Source organism: Turicibacter faecis (assembly GCF_037076425.1).
GTDB classification, from domain to species: domain Bacteria; phylum Bacillota_I; class Bacilli_A; order MOL361; family Turicibacteraceae; genus Turicibacter; species Turicibacter faecis.
Map to the genome: position 1 here is coordinate 1,474,016 of NZ_AP028127.1, position 16,221 is coordinate 1,490,236.

General features: G+C 39.1%; 15 protein-coding genes. 4 read left to right on the plus strand and 11 right to left on the minus strand.

Annotation, left to right across the window (positions count from 1 at the left end; all coding sequences use genetic code 11):
* Positions 1-326: 326 nt before the first annotated feature.
* Both AACH31_RS07025 and AACH31_RS07030 read right to left on the minus strand, forming a co-directional pair.
* Positions 327-656: a transposase gene (locus AACH31_RS07025; RefSeq protein ID WP_338617288.1), complete on the minus strand. Its 330-nt coding sequence runs from the start codon at positions 654-656 to the stop codon at positions 327-329.
* Positions 653-1,516, minus strand: a complete 864-nt coding sequence (locus AACH31_RS07030) for a transposase (RefSeq protein WP_338617291.1) — start codon at positions 1,514-1,516, stop codon at positions 653-655. Before AACH31_RS07030 ends, AACH31_RS07025 begins: the two co-directional genes overlap by 4 nt.
* Before the next feature lie 362 nt (positions 1,517-1,878).
* Here AACH31_RS07030 and AACH31_RS07035 point away from each other — a divergent pair, with 362 nt between their 5' ends.
* Both AACH31_RS07035 and AACH31_RS07040 read left to right on the plus strand, forming a co-directional pair.
* The gene (locus AACH31_RS07035) at positions 1,879-2,775 is read left to right on the plus strand and encodes a linear amide C-N hydrolase (protein ID WP_161832867.1); all 897 of its coding nucleotides are present in this window, start codon (positions 1,879-1,881) and stop codon (positions 2,773-2,775) included.
* 136 nt (positions 2,776-2,911) lie between these two features.
* Positions 2,912-3,505 carry a hypothetical protein gene (locus AACH31_RS07040; RefSeq protein WP_161832868.1) on the plus strand — a complete coding sequence of 198 codons (594 nt, stop codon included), beginning with the start codon at positions 2,912-2,914 and terminating at the stop codon, positions 3,503-3,505.
* A gap of 81 nt (positions 3,506-3,586) precedes the next feature.
* Here AACH31_RS07040 and AACH31_RS07045 read toward each other — a convergent pair whose 3' ends face one another.
* From AACH31_RS07045 to AACH31_RS07075, 7 genes are all read right to left on the minus strand, one after another.
* Positions 3,587-4,099 (minus strand): hypothetical protein, encoded by a 513-nt coding sequence (locus AACH31_RS07045; protein ID WP_262950232.1) that lies wholly within the window; start codon positions 4,097-4,099, stop codon positions 3,587-3,589.
* 261 nt (positions 4,100-4,360) lie between these two features.
* Positions 4,361-4,993 carry a DUF624 domain-containing protein gene (locus AACH31_RS07050; protein WP_161832870.1) on the minus strand — a complete coding sequence of 211 codons (633 nt, stop codon included), beginning with the start codon at positions 4,991-4,993 and terminating at the stop codon, positions 4,361-4,363.
* A 499-nt stretch (positions 4,994-5,492) separates the two neighbouring features.
* Entirely contained in the window at positions 5,493-6,137 is a 645-nt protein-coding gene (pcp, locus tag AACH31_RS07055) for a pyroglutamyl-peptidase I (protein WP_338507271.1), read from the minus strand.
* A 27-nt stretch (positions 6,138-6,164) separates the two neighbouring features.
* Complete coding sequence (locus AACH31_RS07060; RefSeq protein WP_338507270.1) at positions 6,165-7,079, minus strand: DUF979 domain-containing protein; 915 nt, start codon at positions 7,077-7,079, stop codon at positions 6,165-6,167.
* Between the two features lie 2 nt (positions 7,080-7,081).
* Complete coding sequence (locus tag AACH31_RS07065; protein ID WP_338507269.1) at positions 7,082-7,780, minus strand: DUF969 domain-containing protein; 699 nt, start codon at positions 7,778-7,780, stop codon at positions 7,082-7,084.
* Positions 7,781-7,907: 127 nt separating this feature from the next.
* Positions 7,908-11,027, minus strand: a complete 3,120-nt coding sequence (locus AACH31_RS07070; RefSeq protein WP_338617294.1) for an SMC family ATPase — start codon at positions 11,025-11,027, stop codon at positions 7,908-7,910.
* Entirely contained in the window at positions 11,024-12,166 is a 1,143-nt protein-coding gene (locus AACH31_RS07075; protein ID WP_161830896.1) for an exonuclease SbcCD subunit D, read from the minus strand. Before AACH31_RS07075 ends, AACH31_RS07070 begins: the two co-directional genes overlap by 4 nt.
* Positions 12,167-12,403: 237 nt before the next feature.
* Here AACH31_RS07075 and AACH31_RS07080 point away from each other — a divergent pair, with 237 nt between their 5' ends.
* A complete protein-coding gene (locus AACH31_RS07080; RefSeq protein ID WP_262953636.1) occupies positions 12,404-13,501 on the plus strand; it encodes a GntR family transcriptional regulator in 1,098 nt (365 codons plus the stop codon).
* Positions 13,502-13,524: 23 nt separating this feature from the next.
* On the opposite strand, the gene AACH31_RS07085 is transcribed toward AACH31_RS07080, so the two are convergent.
* Complete coding sequence (locus AACH31_RS07085) at positions 13,525-14,418, minus strand: DUF368 domain-containing protein (protein ID WP_338617296.1); 894 nt, start codon at positions 14,416-14,418, stop codon at positions 13,525-13,527.
* 243 nt (positions 14,419-14,661) lie between these two features.
* Between AACH31_RS07085 and AACH31_RS07090 the strand changes: the two genes are divergently transcribed.
* Positions 14,662-15,750 (plus strand): PRK06851 family protein, encoded by a 1,089-nt coding sequence (locus tag AACH31_RS07090; protein ID WP_338617298.1) that lies wholly within the window; start codon positions 14,662-14,664, stop codon positions 15,748-15,750.
* Between the two features lie 91 nt (positions 15,751-15,841).
* On the opposite strand, the gene AACH31_RS07095 is transcribed toward AACH31_RS07090, so the two are convergent.
* Complete coding sequence (locus AACH31_RS07095; protein WP_161830892.1) at positions 15,842-16,108, minus strand: hypothetical protein; 267 nt, start codon at positions 16,106-16,108, stop codon at positions 15,842-15,844.
* Positions 16,109-16,221: the final 113 nt, after the last annotated feature.

Consider the following 16,221-nt stretch of genomic DNA (forward strand, 5'->3'; position numbering starts at 1 on the left):
TATGGGCCAAAGTGGTTTTTTAGACATTATTTTTTTCACCCTTCACTTTAGCCTCCCTTATCTATCTCGCTTAAGACGATTAAACCCCCCACCTAAAGATATTCATTTATACAAAAAGACATTCCACTCTTCTCTTTCCACTTTTTTCATAGCATGCGAATCTGTACAAAAACACTGTAACGCTTCAACACCCCGCCGCTCTCACAAAAGAAGGGGGCACTAAAATTCAATTGAAAACGCAGTAACATGACGGTATACTAAAGGTTATCTACTATTAATGTGCAATTTTTAAGAAAAATTTTCCAAGGAATGAAAATACACTTACCCTATGCAATTTTCAACTCTTCAAAAATGGTTTTTAATTCCACACCTTTTTGAGCTTTATGATAAATTAATTTCACTAATTCTTGTTTTTGCTTTCGTTGACACTGGCGTAAACTGTCACCCAAACAACGATTATTTAACGTTATTCGTTTTAAATAAAGGTAAACGAATTGAATCATTAACATCAATCGTTTAATCCCTTGTAAAGTTCGAATTTGATAGTTCCCCATTCCGAAATTTTGCTTCACTTCTCGGAAGAAAATTTCAATAGGCCAACGTTTAGTATAGTGTTTAAGTAGTTGTTTGGCAGACATTTTCAAATCATGACTCATAAAACAACGTAAAGCTTTTTCTTCCAAAGGAGCCGTTTGGGCAGACTTAAAATGATTTGGACGACATGTCCCCCTCTTATTCGTCCCTTATATAGATACGTATAATAACGCTCAGATCCGACGGTCACTAAGTCGAGATCATGAAGGGATAATGTTTTCGCAAATTGTTTCAGTTGAATTCCGTTGGGACGGTAACCTTTAGGAAGAATGATTCGATTCGTTTTAATCGCTCCTAAATAATGAAACCCGACTTGCTTAGCCGTTTGAAGGAGAGCTTCACACGTATACCAACTATCCGCTAAGACATAGCCTTTATAGGGAGGTTTGGGTAATTCCATCAGAGCTCTTCGAACGAGTTCGATTTTACTCTGTTTCTCTTTTTCATAGGGAATGATTTGATAAGGAAGAATTAAATCCTCACATTGAAGCATCAAGGCGACAAATTGATGACCATAAACGTGTTGATGATGAAGATGAGAAAAGTGCCAGCTACATCCTTGAATAGGATGTGTTGCCCGTGACGAAGGTTTAGTTTTAACACAAGTCGTATCATCAACCATCACGTAAATAGGTTGTTGAGTTTGATAAGAACGCTGATAGATACAGGATAAAACATAGGTTTGAATCTGGTGACTGATCGCCTCCTCATCCCAAGGACTATCCGTTAAAAATCGTCCAAAACTTGTCCGATGACAGTGTTTAACGGCAGAGATTTTCCCCTGATAATTTTCCTGAATCATCAAGTTTAGAAACTGGTTAACATGATTAAACTGAGGTTTAGATAAGAATAAATCTAAATCAAGTTGTTTTAAAAATTTGAAAATTGAATTTGAATCTGATATAATACTATCCATGAACATTAACTTAATTCCCCCTCGTTAATTGGTTGTAGGAGACTTAATTATACAGGGATTTAAGTTAATGTTTTTTCTTTTTTTACTGGTATTTTATAGCTGGAAATTAATTGGAAGTAGTTTTGCACATTAATAGTTATCTATTTAAAAATAGGTTCTATTTCCAATCACTCATTAAAGAAATAGAACCCAACCATAATAAAACAGAGAAAGGATGGTGAATCCGGTTGTTCATGTGATAAAATGGCTACCTCTCTAAGAGATGGCGGGTTCGGGGGCAGCTTGTCCCATCACGCTTCATGTAAAAAGAAGTCAACTGACCTGAATCAAATGTTGTGCCTTTTATTCGATGATGACAACCTTATACGATGTGTACAGCAATCTCAATCAAGCATCAAACAGACCACGCATTTTTAGCAAGAAATTTTGACTATGATTCGACCAGTCTATTAAAGTTAGCTAAAATTCCAAGAAATTATAGCTACCCGCTTGAACCAACACTCAACACCTTTAAAACCCGATATTCGATCATTGGCATGATGCTATGGCATGAAGGAACCCATGTCCTAGTAGATGGCATGAATGAAAAGGGGCTATCAGGTGCCATTTTAAATTTACCTGACGCCTGCGTGTGGAATAAAGCCCCCATTTCCGATGGCATCAATCTCTTACCTACCGATGTCTCCTTCTATTGTTTATCGCAGTTTTCTTCTGTCACCGAATTAAAGGCGGCCATTCATCGACTCAATATTGTGGCCCCCGAGGATCATCCCTTTGCTAAAACCACTCAAATTCACTGGATGTTTTGCGATAAAACTGGTGAGTCAATCGTCGTCGAACAAACGGAATCAGGCCTATGTATTTATGATAACCCTATTGGAGTTTTAACTAATGGTCCGACCTTCGATCAACAATTAATCAACATTTCCCCCTATCTCAAAGATAGCCAAACGGCTCCTCCCCTCCCAGGAGATGATTCCTCTCCCTCACGCTTTATACGGGCGGGGTATTTAAAACGACACCTTCAATGGACTCAACAGCCGCTATCGACGGTAACTCATTGCTTTCACATTCTAGGAAATGTCGCCCTCCTTCCTGGGATTTTAAAGCAAACACAAGGAGAAGAATTTGAGACGCGTTATACAGCTTGTATGGACCTTAAACACTTGCGCTATTACCTGAAATGGTATCATCATCTAAAGACTCAAATCATTGACTTAAAACAAGAGCAGGATGAATGCAAGACGCTGACTTTTTTTGAGTAAATCAAACGGTTCCTTTGCTCCTCACTTCTTTTGTCTAGTTGTGTCATCTTTGTCCTAAAAGAGATGGCGGCGGATATACTTTAGATATATCCATGTATATCTTGCGTTCAATTATAAGAAGAGAGGATTGACCAACGTGAAAAAATTTATTGCTATTTTATCTGGATGTATCACTATTCTACTTGTTGCCTTTTTCGTATACAATCGTTTAGGAGCTCAAACGACACAAGAAGCGATGACCATTGCCGGGTTAAATACTCTTGAAGTCCTTTACGAAAAGAAAACAAACGATGGGTCGATTTTACTTTATCGGACACCTGGTGAGGAGCAGTTATCTCTCGCGTTTTTAAATCGGAATCTTTTAGGATACGAATACATTGACAGCGCGATCCAATATGAAACAACTTCACTTGAGGAGCAAGCGGGGTTAACGTATGTTTCACTAAAAAAATCTGATGCCATCCCTTATACCATTTACGCTGGTGTTACAACAAATCCTGACCTTTTCGAAGTATTAGTCACGGAGCCAACCTTCCAAATTGCTCACAGTGCTAAAGTATTCGAATCAAATATCGAAGGAACTTATATCTGGATGGCCTACTCAACCGATTTTACAGGAGAAAACTTTTCTCTTATTGGTTTAAATCAAGAGGGAGACATTATTGGAGATTTAGAAACAGTCGGAACAACCGTCACCATTCACCCTGTTGATACGGCAGAAGCAAATTAAAAACAAAAAAAAACATCTTTACGATGTTTTTTTGTTTTGCTAGGGGCAAAAAGTCGCCCCCGTCTATGTTTTTATCTCATTTTAATAAACAAAATCGGTATGCGTCCACTGACGGAAAAAATTAATATCTCGAATACTCCCATCGGAATTTAAGACGCCTAAATAAACACCGTCATTTCGTCCCACTTTGAAGATAGCATTCGCAGTTCCTTCTTTAGACGAAATCCCCATGTCCTTCACACATTTCGCAAAAATCTCTTTCCCTACCCCATATGTTTCAGTAATGTAAGCAACTAAATAAATATCAATCGCACCGGCACCCAGTTCTCTTGGGTCTTTTCGCAAAAGATGTTCCTTTATAATCTCAGGCCAGTCCTCCTGATAACTCTCTAATAATAAGTCTTGAATTTCATTAATGCAATACGCCTTATAGCAACGTTTCTCTCCCTGTTTTAACATCGATGCATCGCCATTTAAGTCAACTAAATGGACTAACATCTTCTTTAATCCACATAGAATGGGAATGACCTTCGTCGTTAATGATCGCCCTTGTAAATAGTCCGGTAAAATAATCTTTAAATTCTCATCTTTCATAACCTCTCCCCCAATTAATGTAAACCCTTTCTAATAGTTAATTCACGTCTATTATAGGTCCTCTTGCTAACTTTTTCAACATGAATTGCTAAATTTTTGAAAATTAATGGATATAAGTCCCAACTTCCCCTTTTTTATCAGAGATACCGACCTCACGTTCAATATATGAGCCGCTTCTTATTTGGTGTCACTCCACAACCAAGGAAGCACGACAAAATAAAAAAGGCTAACTAGCCTTCCTCATTATTCAACACAACCGCTTTATTCTTTAGTCCCACTTTCCTGAATAATGGCTTGATTAGACCAAAATTTAGAAATTACTTCATCAATCATCAGGTTGGCCCCAATTGCAATCATACCTGGTAAAATAATAATCAGACCGGGAATATAGTACAACAAAATAAAAAAGGAAACAATCATGCCAAATAGTTTTAACGAATTGGAAAATTGAGTATGGGTCAACAAAAAAGAGTCTCGTACCATTTTAAAGCAGCTGATTTGATAATTCGAAAAAATATAAACTAAATACGTGCTAATGAGCGTACACTCAAAGAAAACAATCCCCATTAATAAAAACTGTAAAATGGAATCATCAGTTAATCCTTGATGAGAAACAATCAAATAAGTTAAACTTAAAAACCATAAAAGGGTCAAAAAAAGAGTCAACCACATGGACTGCAACAAATCTGCTCGATAACACTCTAAAAAATCATTAACGAGTTGATACTCTTCTTTTAAAGCTTTTTTCCTCCCAATATAAAACAACGCTTTCGTTGAAGCTGCAATCGTAAAAATGGGTAAACAACCAATTAACCATAAAATTGAAACAACCGCAAGATCACAAATTTCATCTATCACTTTAAAGACAAAATAATACTCCGGTTCATTTTTCATTAAAAATCCCTACCTTTAATTCAAATATTATTCAATCATCCACAAATCTTTTACCATTATATTATAAAATATAACATTTCCATCTTTTTTTCAACAATAAAATGGTGAGATACCGATTACACGATTAAAAAAACTAGCCCAATTAACAACGGCTAGCCTCTTTATCCCAAATTATATGAACGATCTTCATCAATAGACTCGCTTCCTGTTCATGACCATCTCTCAACCGTCATTCTTAAAAAAGGTCTTCACCCTATTTGTTGAACGCCATTTTAGAAAGGGTCACTTAAACCCATGGGTCTTTCTTTTTTAAAAAAATACTGTTTTTTAACAGCGAATAAAACCCATCCGTCATGAGAAAATAACTTTCAATCAAGTAGTTGACTCTTCCATAGGGTCTGACGATTATTCTTTTATAACCACCACCCACTCATCTAACATGGCAGAAGATTACCGCTTCACTATTTTTCATAAAAAAAGAGGGCGTTCGTGCCCCCTTTTAGCAAACAGCTCCACCTGTTTCCTTAACGTCTTCCTCAACGCTAATGACTGTTTTGATAAGTGCGGTCAATCCTTTCACAATTTCATCTTGTGACATCGATGGCATCGTTGGCTTGTCAACGGTTTGCATCGGTAAATAAGGAATGTGAACAAAACCAGCCTTTAATTTTGGCGCCTTCGTTGCGGCGTAATGTAAGGCACCGTACATCACGTGATTACATACAAATGTTCCTGCTGTATTCGAAACCGCCGCCGGAACAAATGCTGCTTTCATATCACGCACCATCGCTTTAATCGGTAACGTTGAAAAATAAGCAGCCGGCCCATCTTCGAAGATGGTACGATCAATCGGTTGTGCCCCTTCGTTATCGGGAATACGCGCATCATCTTGATTGATGGCCACGCGTTCTACGGTAATATTAGGCCGTCCTCCCGCTTGTCCCACACAGATCACCGCATCAGGTTGTTCTTCATCAAGTAAGGTGTATAAAACATCAAGACTACAATCAAAAACAGTAGGAATTTCACGTTTAATAATTTGAACCCCTAAAAGTTCATCCGGTAATTGTTTAACTGATTCTGTCGCCGGATTAATCGACTCTCCTCCAAAGGGGTCAAATCCTGTCACTAATACTTTTTTCATAAAAACACTCCTTTAACCGCTATCTTATTAAAAAGCTAAATATCGCATTAAAATAATATGAATGACTAACATAATAATCGCAACCGGCGCTTGAGCCTTTATCACGCCGTATTGATTTTTTAAATCCAAAATGGACGCCGGTACGATATTAAAATTAGCCGCCATCGGCGTTAATAAGGTCCCACAGAATCCAGCTGTCAAGGCTAACGAACCTGCAATCACTGGATCAGCGCCTAAATTAAAAACAAACGGAACCCCAATTCCTGCAGTAATGACCGAAAAGGCAGCAAAGGCATTTCCCATGACAGCTGTAAATAACACCATTCCGACGCAGTAGGCAATCACACCTAACCAAATATTATGAGTAGGAATAATTTGACTCACACCATTAGCAATCACATCCCCAACTCCTGCCACCGTAAATAACGTTCCAAGTGCCGCTAAAATTTGAGGTAAAATAGCAGTCGGTCCGACTTGACTTAAGAGACGGTTAGCCTCTAAATTCGCTTCTTTAACTGACGATTTTGAGATCATCATAATGATAATTAGCGCCCCAATTCCACTTAAACCAATGGCGTTATAGGCCCCTAAGTTTGTAAACTGAGCAATAACAAAGGCTAAAAAGGCCAACACAAGAGCTGGAATAAATAATTTATTTCCAATCTTTTGGGCAGATTCCTTTTTAAACGCTTCACTCGTTGTTTCAAAATGAACCATTTTAACTTGTTTCGTCGCTGATAAAATGGCCATGACAATGATGAGTCCTCCCACCACGTTAGCTGGAATATAATCTCCAAAAATAAAGATAATTCCTAGAATAAACCAAAAGAGGGCGGTTCCCCAGCGCGCTTCCTGCCCTTTATTCACAAGGGAAAAAACACCTAATGAAATACTAATTAAACCAATAATGGTATAGATAATAAATAAAAGGATCTCTGCCACTCCTATTTCCCTCCTTTTGACTCTAACGCCTCGTGCATACGTTTCCGTCTTTTCTCATTTAGTCTAAATTGAATAATCCCAATGATTAATGCCAAAAGAGCAATCGGTAACGTATAAAGGGCAATAGTTGTCGGTCCTTGCTTTTCATCAACAGGAATCCCTAATTCCGTCAATGTCCCTACAATAAGCATGACACCTGAAGCTCCAATGAATAAATTTTGACCAAAGAAATTTCCATAGTTCTCTGCGGCAGCTGTTAACCCTTTAATTGACTCCAGATCGTTCTCCGTTACCTCTTTATATTTAGAACGCGTCGCCCCTTCGGCCATCGGCAATACAAGCGGTCTCCCAAATTGAACATGACCTGACATCCTGATACTAAGGGCCGCCATCACGAGACGGAACGCTAAATAAATACTTAAAACACCGTCCGCCTTCGCATTTTTCAACTGCCCAATTAACCAAGCAGCACGTTCCTTTAATCCATAACGCTCCATTAACCCAATAACAGGTAAGGTAATGATAAACAATGTCATATAACGGTTGGCAACAAACGCCTCCCCGAGCTTTGTTAAAATTTCATTAAAATCTAGTCCACCAACAAAACCTGTAGCGATTCCCGCTATCACAACAATGGCAAGCGTGTCAATTTTCAAAATAAAACCGATAATAATAATAAAAATACCAATTAAGCTTAACACATAATCCCTCCTTCACTATCATACATATCTTCTATTATACCATACTTTTCAAGCTGTCTTTCCTTTCATTTATTTGGCAATTTTAAAAGGCTAAAAGGTCCTCCCTTTTAGCCTTTTCCTGTAGACCCTATTTTTTAAAATAGGCACAACTTCCAGTCCCATCGGCCTCAACGACTAATTTTACTGGAATTCGTTCTTTTAACTCATTAACATGTGAAATAATTCCGATTAAGCGGCCATGATCTTGTAAATCCATTAAAATATCAATGGCTTGATCCAATGATTCCGAATCTAACGTTCCAAATCCTTCATCGATAAACATCGTATCTAACTGAATCCCTCCGGAATTTTGTTGAACGACATCGCAAAGACCAAGTGCCAGTGCTAATGAAGCTTTAAAGCTTTCTCCACCCGATAACGTATTAACCGGTCTTTGATTACACGTATGACTATCATAAACGTCCAGGTCTAATCCTTTGCGCCCTCCCCCTTTAACCTCTTCGCGACGCAATAAATAGTACCTTCTAGCCGTCATCTTCTGTAATCGTAAATTGGCCGCAAACAATACTTCATCAAAGTAACTCGATAAAACGTAAGTTTCAAAAGACATCCTTCTACCACTTCTTCCGTTGGCCAAGGCATCCAGTTCACCGAGTGTGGCATACTCTTTTTCTTTTGATTGAATCACTGCATATTTTTTGGTCACCGAAGAAAGGAGGCGCTCATTCTGTTCCCGATTGGCTTGAACCCTCGCACGCTCGCCTTCTAATTCCGAACGTTTATGTGAAAGGTCCTCCATTCTCTCCTTTAACGGAGTAAGATCTGTTTGAACTGCACCTGCTAATTCATCACGTAACGCTTGTTCGATCGACACGGCTGTATGGCGCTCTTGGTAATATTGAATAACAAATTGCTCCAACTTATCCATTGCATCTATCCATGATTTGGCCTGCTCATAAGTCTCCCGATTAAGAAATGTTTGGACAATCTGCTCCTCTAATGAAGTGGTGGCTGTCTTAAGTTGCGATTCATACCCCTCTAATTGATTAGTTAACTCCTGTCCCACGGTCGTTAATCGCGTCAATTGTGAACAAACACGTTCATAATCTTCTTGACTTTTTTTGATGTGTTGTTCGTGAGTCACTAAACAGGTACTTATTTCCTCAAGGCGTGACATTAAAACGTCAACTGAGCGATAATCCATCGGAATCTGTTCCTCTAAATCCTTAACCGAACGTCGCTCAGACTGATAAAGATCGCGCTGATCCTGACGTTTCTGTTCTTTCTGTGCAATTTCTGCTTCAAGGGGGGCCATCATTTCCTTCTTTTTCACCAATTGCGCCATCTGTTCTTCAAGCTGTTTCACCTGAATCAATACTTGAGTCTTTTTGCGCGTCAGTTCAGACTGCTGATTCAAAAGCTTTGATTTTAACTGTCTCATGGCCACTAACGTCGCTTCCTCATCTTCACCTAGCAGACAACGTTGAATTAAGCTCGTCTTCAAGTGATTCAACTCCTCTGCTAGCTTTTGAAGCGTCACGCGTAAAATCGAACATTCCTGTTCCTCAGATCGCCCCCTTTCTTCGAGTTTCTCAACGTCTACACGATACGCCTCTAACGCGGCCTTTGATAAAATACTTTCCTGGCTACGACGAGGATTCGGATGATCACACGATCCACACACGGGACAAGGTTGCCCAACTTTCAGTTCATTGGCTAACCGAATAGCTGCTGCATTAATAAATAATTGTGCTTGATGCTCATAATCCTCCCGTTTAAGACGTGCCTCCTCTAATTGGGTCGTAGCGCTTGCTTCTTTATCTTCAAGGCTCTTAGCCGTCTGCTCATACGCCTCTAGTTTTTCACAAAGTAACGTGACGTTCTGCAGCTCCTCCTGTCCTTTCACTTCCCTTAATTCTAATCGATGTTGTTCTTCACGTTGCTTCTCTTTTACCACATTTAATGGATCAAGCTGCTCCACTTGATCCTTTAAAGCCGCTAATTCTATGTTTCGACACTGAACCTCCGCGGTAAGCTCACGCTCTGTCTGCTCTAATTGTTGCAGTTGCTTCCGTTTTTGATCTAATAGCTTGACCCCTTCAACATAGCGTGACAACTCATCCTTTTCCCGATTCATCTCGGTCATCTCTTGACGTAAGACATCAATGGCGTCGTAACATTTTTTGACTAAGATATACTCTGTCTGACAATCCGTTAACTGCTTCTTAAGATGAGCCTGCTTTTCTAACGTATCCTGCTTAAAAGCTTGATATTTTAAACATTCATTTTCAAGATTAATCAGGCCTTGTGCCTGCTTCGCCTGACTCACCTGATGTTCGTATCGGGTAATGGTGTCTTGTTGCTCAGTGAGTTGATCTAACCGTTCTTTTGCGGTCGCATACTCTTCAATTTTTTCATTGATTTTCTTTTTTAACTCATACTCTTGTTGGCAACTACTTAATTGCTCAGCTATTTGTTCCTTTTGTTGCTCTAACTGATGTTCTACCCCTTCAAATCGCTTTTGTTGATGCTCAATTTCTCCCATCACTTCGTGTAAAGGACGTTCTAAATCTAACGCCTGATTTTCGTCTGTTCTTACTAATTGAAGTTCTGCCGTCATCGCCTGTTGAGTTTCAAACACCTCGGCCTTTAATCGATTAGCTTGCTGAGTTAACTGTTCCTGCACAGCCTTATAAAAATCAGTTCCGAATATTTTACGTAGAATTTCTTCCTTATTCGTTGTATTAGCCACTAAAAACTCTTTAAAATCTCCTTGCGGAATCATGACAATTTTTCGAAACTGTTCAATTTTTAGCCCAATAATTTGTTGAATTTGTTCACGAACTTCACTTTCTTTCGTCAAGGGCGGATAATCGCTTGCCACCTCTAAAAATTCGACCGTCGCCGGAACTTCGCGGAATCCTTCTCCCCTTTTTTTCTTTTGAAGTTGTTGCGGTGATCGCGTGATACAATAAGTTTTCCCATTCACACTAAACGTAAAAGAAACCTCCGTTTTAATCTCGCTTTCCTTTACAAAATCACTTCTTAACTCTTTTCCAGAACGACTTCCCCCACTTGTTTCTCCGTAAAGTGCATAGCAAATCGCATCAAAAATTGTCGTCTTTCCCGCACCTGTTGGTCCCGTCACGACAAAAATATCTTGTTGATCTAAATCTTCTTTAAAATTTAAAGTCAGCGGCTTGGCATAAGGTCCGAAGGCAGACATTTTCAATAACAATGGTTTCATTCACAAGACTCCTTTCGCACTTCTTTAATAATTGTCTGAATCGATGTTTTTGCGGCCTCTGACAACGCCTCTCCTTTATGGTGTTCATAAAAATCACTAAATAATTGTTCCGCCGTTTTTTGTTGACGCGCCTGTTTTGTCAATTGACTTCCCTTAAACGCTTGATTATTTTGTTCTAACTCTAACATCATCACATAAGGAAAATTTTTACGAAGTTTGGCCATCGGCTCAATTAATTCACCTTTATCTAATAACACAATACGCAAATAATCTTCACATCTTGGTAAAGCTAGAAGTTCCTCTAATGTCCCTTTGATTGTTTTCATGTCCCGAAGTGGTGTTAACGGCAATAATTCACAAGAAAGCTTCCCTGCTTCGTCTAAATCAATCATCGTCACAGATTTGTGATACTGTTCTTCTGAAAAAGAATATTTAAGTAAGGAACCACTATACCTGATCTTGTCACTTCCCACTTTTTGTGTTCGATGTAAATGACCTAAAGCGACATAATCAAACGCCTCGAAGTAGGCACTAGAAACTGACTCTTTCCCTCCTACCACTAACTTTTTTTCCGAATCGGAGATTAAAATCTCCTCACTTTGACCCACAACAAAAGCATGCGTGAGTAAAACGTTTCGCTCTGTCGCATCAATCGGGTTAGCAGCCAGAGTCACTCGCATCGCATCGTCTAATGATTTAACCGTCTCATCCTCGTGGAGCTCGCGTACAACGGCATAATCGGCAAATGGTAATAAATAAAAATTAACCGGTCCAAATTCATCTCGCAAGACCACTTTTTTGATCTCCTTCGTATATCTTCCCGCGACATAATAATGAGCCGCCTCAAATAACTCATGACCAAAATTAATGAGGTCCGCCCCATCGTGATTGCCCGCCACCGCCAAAACTGGCGTTTTCAATTCAACGAGCACTTCCTTTAAAAATTCACTATATAAAGCAACCGCCCGAGCGGGGGGCACACTGCGATCATAGATATCGCCCGCTAACAAAAGCGCATCCGGTTGATACGTCTTAATATATGATTTAACCTGTTCAAGCACATAGCGCTGATCCTCAAGCATGGAAAACGAATTAACTACCTTACCAAAATGCAAATCGCCTAAATGTAATAACCTCAACGTCTTATCCTCCTAAAAAGCGAATGTTTGTTCTCATTATAAGCCTTTTTTACAAGAATCGTCAACCCAATCCCTAACGAACTCATCGACAAGATTTTCGGATTATTTCCAAGGAAATACACGTCCCCCTATTATCGTCCATAAAAAAGATAATTCGTGCAAAAAAAGACAAAAAATTATACAATAGAAACAACTTAAAGAAATCATCCCCTAACACGTAAAAAATAGGAGGTTTTTATGCTAAACCCAAACTTACCAAAATATCTTGCCATTGCCGAATGGATGAAAGAAAACATTTATAATAACACCTTTAAAGCAGGCGAAAAACTAATCAGTGAAAATAAACTGTGTCAAAAATTTGAAATCAGCCGTCAAACCGCCCGGCAAGCAATCGCCGTCTTAGAGGAAGAGGGACTCGTCATCAAAAAACAAGGAAGCGGAACTTACATCAACCCAATTAGTCTCAAAGCCAGACTCAACACCAAAACCATCGCCCTCATCCTACCCGAACTGTCAAACGATCAAACCCCTACGATGTTAACCGAGATGGAGGACCTCTTTTCAACGGCGGGCTATCAGCTAACAATACGCCTCACCCACCATCAAGTGACACGAGAGCGCGAACACTTATTAGCCCTCTTAAACGCAGATATCGCCGGTTTAATCGTTGAGGGAACAAAGTCTGCTTTACCTAACCCCAATCTTGACCTTTATCAGGAATTTTTAACTCACCATATCCCCTTACTCTTTATTCATAATTACTATCCCGGACTTCCTTGCCATTTCATTATGACCGATGATACGGCCTGCGGCCAACTCGCTACCCGACACCTCATTCAACAGGGGCACCAAAAAATTGGAGGATTGTTTCAATTCAATACCCTTAAAGGTAACTTTTTTTATAAAGGGTTTTTAACAGAAATGTACGACCACCATTTAGGGGTCGATGAAAAACATCTCATTTGGTACGGAACCGAGACGACTGAACACTTATTTTCACAGGGAAATCTTTCAAACCTACTCGATACCTTACGTCGTTTTACCGCCATTCTTTGCGATAGCGAGGAAGTTGCCCTAAAACTGATTCAACACCTCACTAACGAAACCTCATTAAACGTTCCAAATGATCTTTCGTTAGTGACGCTAGGAAACACAAAACTGAGCCAACTCGCTACCCCACCACTGACAAGTATTGACCCCTGCCGTCCAACGATTGGAAAGTTGACCGCAGAAGCTCTAATTCAACAGATTGAAGATCAAGAAACGATGATCAATCATATTTGCCAACCGACACTCATTCCTCGTCAGTCGGTAAAACACCTCCTAGACAAATAAAAAAAGAGCACTTGGCTCTTTTTTTATTTCTGTTTTTTCTCCATCAACTTACTGAATTGTTCCAAACCAATGATGACTGCTCCACCGATAATAAACCACACAAGGTTAAACGTTGAAAAAGACATCGGTGCTTGAGCTGTTTCAAGCGTTGTCGGCCCCATCACAACAGCATAAATCGATCCAATCATGAGACCTAAAATTAAATAAATCATTTGTGACCGTGCTGTCTCTAAAAAGTGACGAATCAATTTAATCGTTGATAAAATTCCGGCAATGACCCCTAATCCAAACACGATTAAAATTGGAAGTGCTGAGAAATTAAACGTTAACACTTCTTTAATCGAACTAATAATCGTCGTATACAACCCAAAAATTAATAACAGCGTTGATCCTGAAATCCCTGGTAAGACCATCGCTGAAATCGCAATCATTCCTGCAATAAAAACATAAAGGATTAATCCAATATTTAAATGGCTAAGAGAAATCTCCATTCCACCTCCGCCTGATACCGGATTAAACACAGTAATCGCCACGACAATCAAGATTCCTGTGACCGTCCAAACGATATTTAAATATTTATTTTTAATCGTTTCTTTTTCCGCCTTGATAATTAATGGGATGGAAAATAAAATAAACCCAATGAACACCGAACTAATACTATAAATATGTTCTTCAAAAATCGAACTTAAGAAGAGAACCGAAAGAATCATTCCAAGCGCCCATCCGATTCCAATTTTTAATAAAAATTGAAGAGCCTGTCCTTTATCTTCTCTGCTACTCTTTGAAACAAGCGTGTTTAAAGAACCGATAAACTCATCATAAAATCCTAAAATAAAAGCGATCGTCCCTCCTGAAACACCAGGCACACTATCGGCAAGCGCCATAAAAAAACCGCGAATTAAATTGATTATAAACATATCTTTCACCTTTACCTATTCTATCTCATCCATTTTCCTAAGAGAAATCATCCATTATTTGTAAATGAATAATAGCCTTTTCCATTCTAATTCTAGCATAAAGCCCCTTAAACTTCAACGAGAGAAGAGAAATTAAAAACACTTACAACGAGTGATAAAATTAAAATTCTCATTCACACATTAGGCCCTTTTCCCATAAACTACTAGTGAATCATCCATCATTACTTTATGGGAGGTATTTAAATGACTGCAACTATTAAAAGCTATTTTGTCTGCGCAAATAGCTCACGCGGATTTTATAATTTCTTTGAATCAAACCTTCAAGGCGTTGATCACTTATACATTTTAAAAGGGGGACCAGGAACAGGAAAATCGACATTAATGAAACGAATCGGTGCTGACTTTTATGACTTAGGCTATGACGTTGAATTTATTTATTGCTCGTCTGATCCTCATTCACTTGATGGAGTCCTTATTCCCCAATTAAAAGTCGGAATCGTTGACGGTACTGCTCCCCATGTTATCGAACCAACGGCACCTGGAGCCGTTGAACAATACGTTAATTTAGGAATCGCCTGGGATCGTGCAAAACTTGTCCCTTACAAAGAGGCAATCCTTGATTTAAAACACCAAATTAGTACTTGCTATGACTTACTTTATTATAAATACGCCGAAGCCCTCAAAATTCATGATCAATGGGAAAAAATCTATATTGATGAAATGGACTTTGACCTTGCCCCACGATTTAGAGCGATCCTTTGCGACGCCCTACTCGACTATAAAAAAGAAGACCATCTCCCTGTCGTTAAACACCGCTTCTTCGGTGCCTCTACCCCTAACGGATCCACTGATTACATCGAAGATCTAACTCGCGGATTTAAACGATACTTCATTAAAGGTCGACCAGGAACAGGAAAATCAACCCTCTTAAAAGAACTCGCTAAAAAAAGTGAATCCCTCGGATACGATACCGAAATTTATCACTGCTCTTTCGACCCTGAATCACTCGACATGGTCCTCATCCCTAAACTAAATGTCTGCTTCTTTGACTCAACAGCTCCACACGAATATTTCCCTAGTGTTGAGACCGACGAAATTATTGATACTTATGAGGCACTCATTACACCAGGAACCGATGAAGCCAATGCCGAAGCACTTAAACAAATTGAAGCAGACTACAAAGCCACTGTTAAATTAGGAACCGTCGCTTTAGGACAAGCTAAAGCCCTTCACGATCAATTAGAAGAAATTTATATTCAGGCCATGAATTTCGACATTATTGAGGGAATCTACGTCCAACTCAAAGAAGAAATCATGGACTTCATTCAATAACTTTTTAAAACCAAAAAGATGAGAGTTAATCCTCTCATCTTTTTTTACTGCCGCCAAGAAAACGGCCCTCTTCTCTGACACCGCCCGTCCCTTAACGACGTTTCGATTTGTTATCTTTTGTCGCTTTCTTAATTAATAAAGCCTCCATTTTTGATTTAATTTGATTATACGTTACTTGATCAAACAATAAATCATTCCAAATCTTCACATGATTATCGCGCATTCCGGCAATGGCTTGCTCATGCGTTGGACGCACAATCACGGCCACGCCTTCTTTTTTCTTAATCTCTACCACGACTTTTTCCTTTTGTTTCGTTTCAAACGTTCCTTCAGCACCATTAACTGTATCTTTCCACATGACGATTCCCCCCATCATATCACCACTTTGGCAGTGACCTCTTTTTCAACTTTATGCGACCTTCCCTAAAATATGAAAAAAAGTGAGCTCACGCTCACCTTTTAAAAAACCAC

Bases quoted from the DNA above. Each gene is read 5' to 3' on its own strand.
- AACH31_RS07025 (WP_338617288.1), bottom strand. From the start codon at position 656: ATGAGTCATGATTTGAAAATGTCTGCCAAACAACTACTTAAACACTAT.
- AACH31_RS07080 (WP_262953636.1), top strand. From the start codon at position 12,404: ATGCTAAACCCAAACTTACCAAAATATCTTGCCATTGCCGAATGGATG.
- pcp (WP_338507271.1), bottom strand. From the start codon at position 6,137: ATGAAAAAAGTATTAGTGACAGGATTTGACCCCTTTGGAGGAGAGTCG.
- AACH31_RS07035 (WP_161832867.1), top strand. From the start codon at position 1,879: ATGTGTACAGCAATCTCAATCAAGCATCAAACAGACCACGCATTTTTA.
- AACH31_RS07085 (WP_338617296.1), bottom strand. From the start codon at position 14,418: ATGTTTATAATCAATTTAATTCGCGGTTTTTTTATGGCGCTTGCCGAT.
- AACH31_RS07050 (WP_161832870.1), bottom strand. From the start codon at position 4,993: ATGAAAAATGAACCGGAGTATTATTTTGTCTTTAAAGTGATAGATGAA.
- AACH31_RS07070 (WP_338617294.1), bottom strand. From the start codon at position 11,027: ATGAAACCATTGTTATTGAAAATGTCTGCCTTCGGACCTTATGCCAAG.
- AACH31_RS07030 (WP_338617291.1), bottom strand. From the start codon at position 1,516: ATGTTCATGGATAGTATTATATCAGATTCAAATTCAATTTTCAAATTT.
- AACH31_RS07090 (WP_338617298.1), top strand. From the start codon at position 14,662: ATGACTGCAACTATTAAAAGCTATTTTGTCTGCGCAAATAGCTCACGC.
- AACH31_RS07045 (WP_262950232.1), bottom strand. From the start codon at position 4,099: ATGAAAGATGAGAATTTAAAGATTATTTTACCGGACTATTTACAAGGG.
- AACH31_RS07095 (WP_161830892.1), bottom strand. From the start codon at position 16,108: ATGTGGAAAGATACAGTTAATGGTGCTGAAGGAACGTTTGAAACGAAA.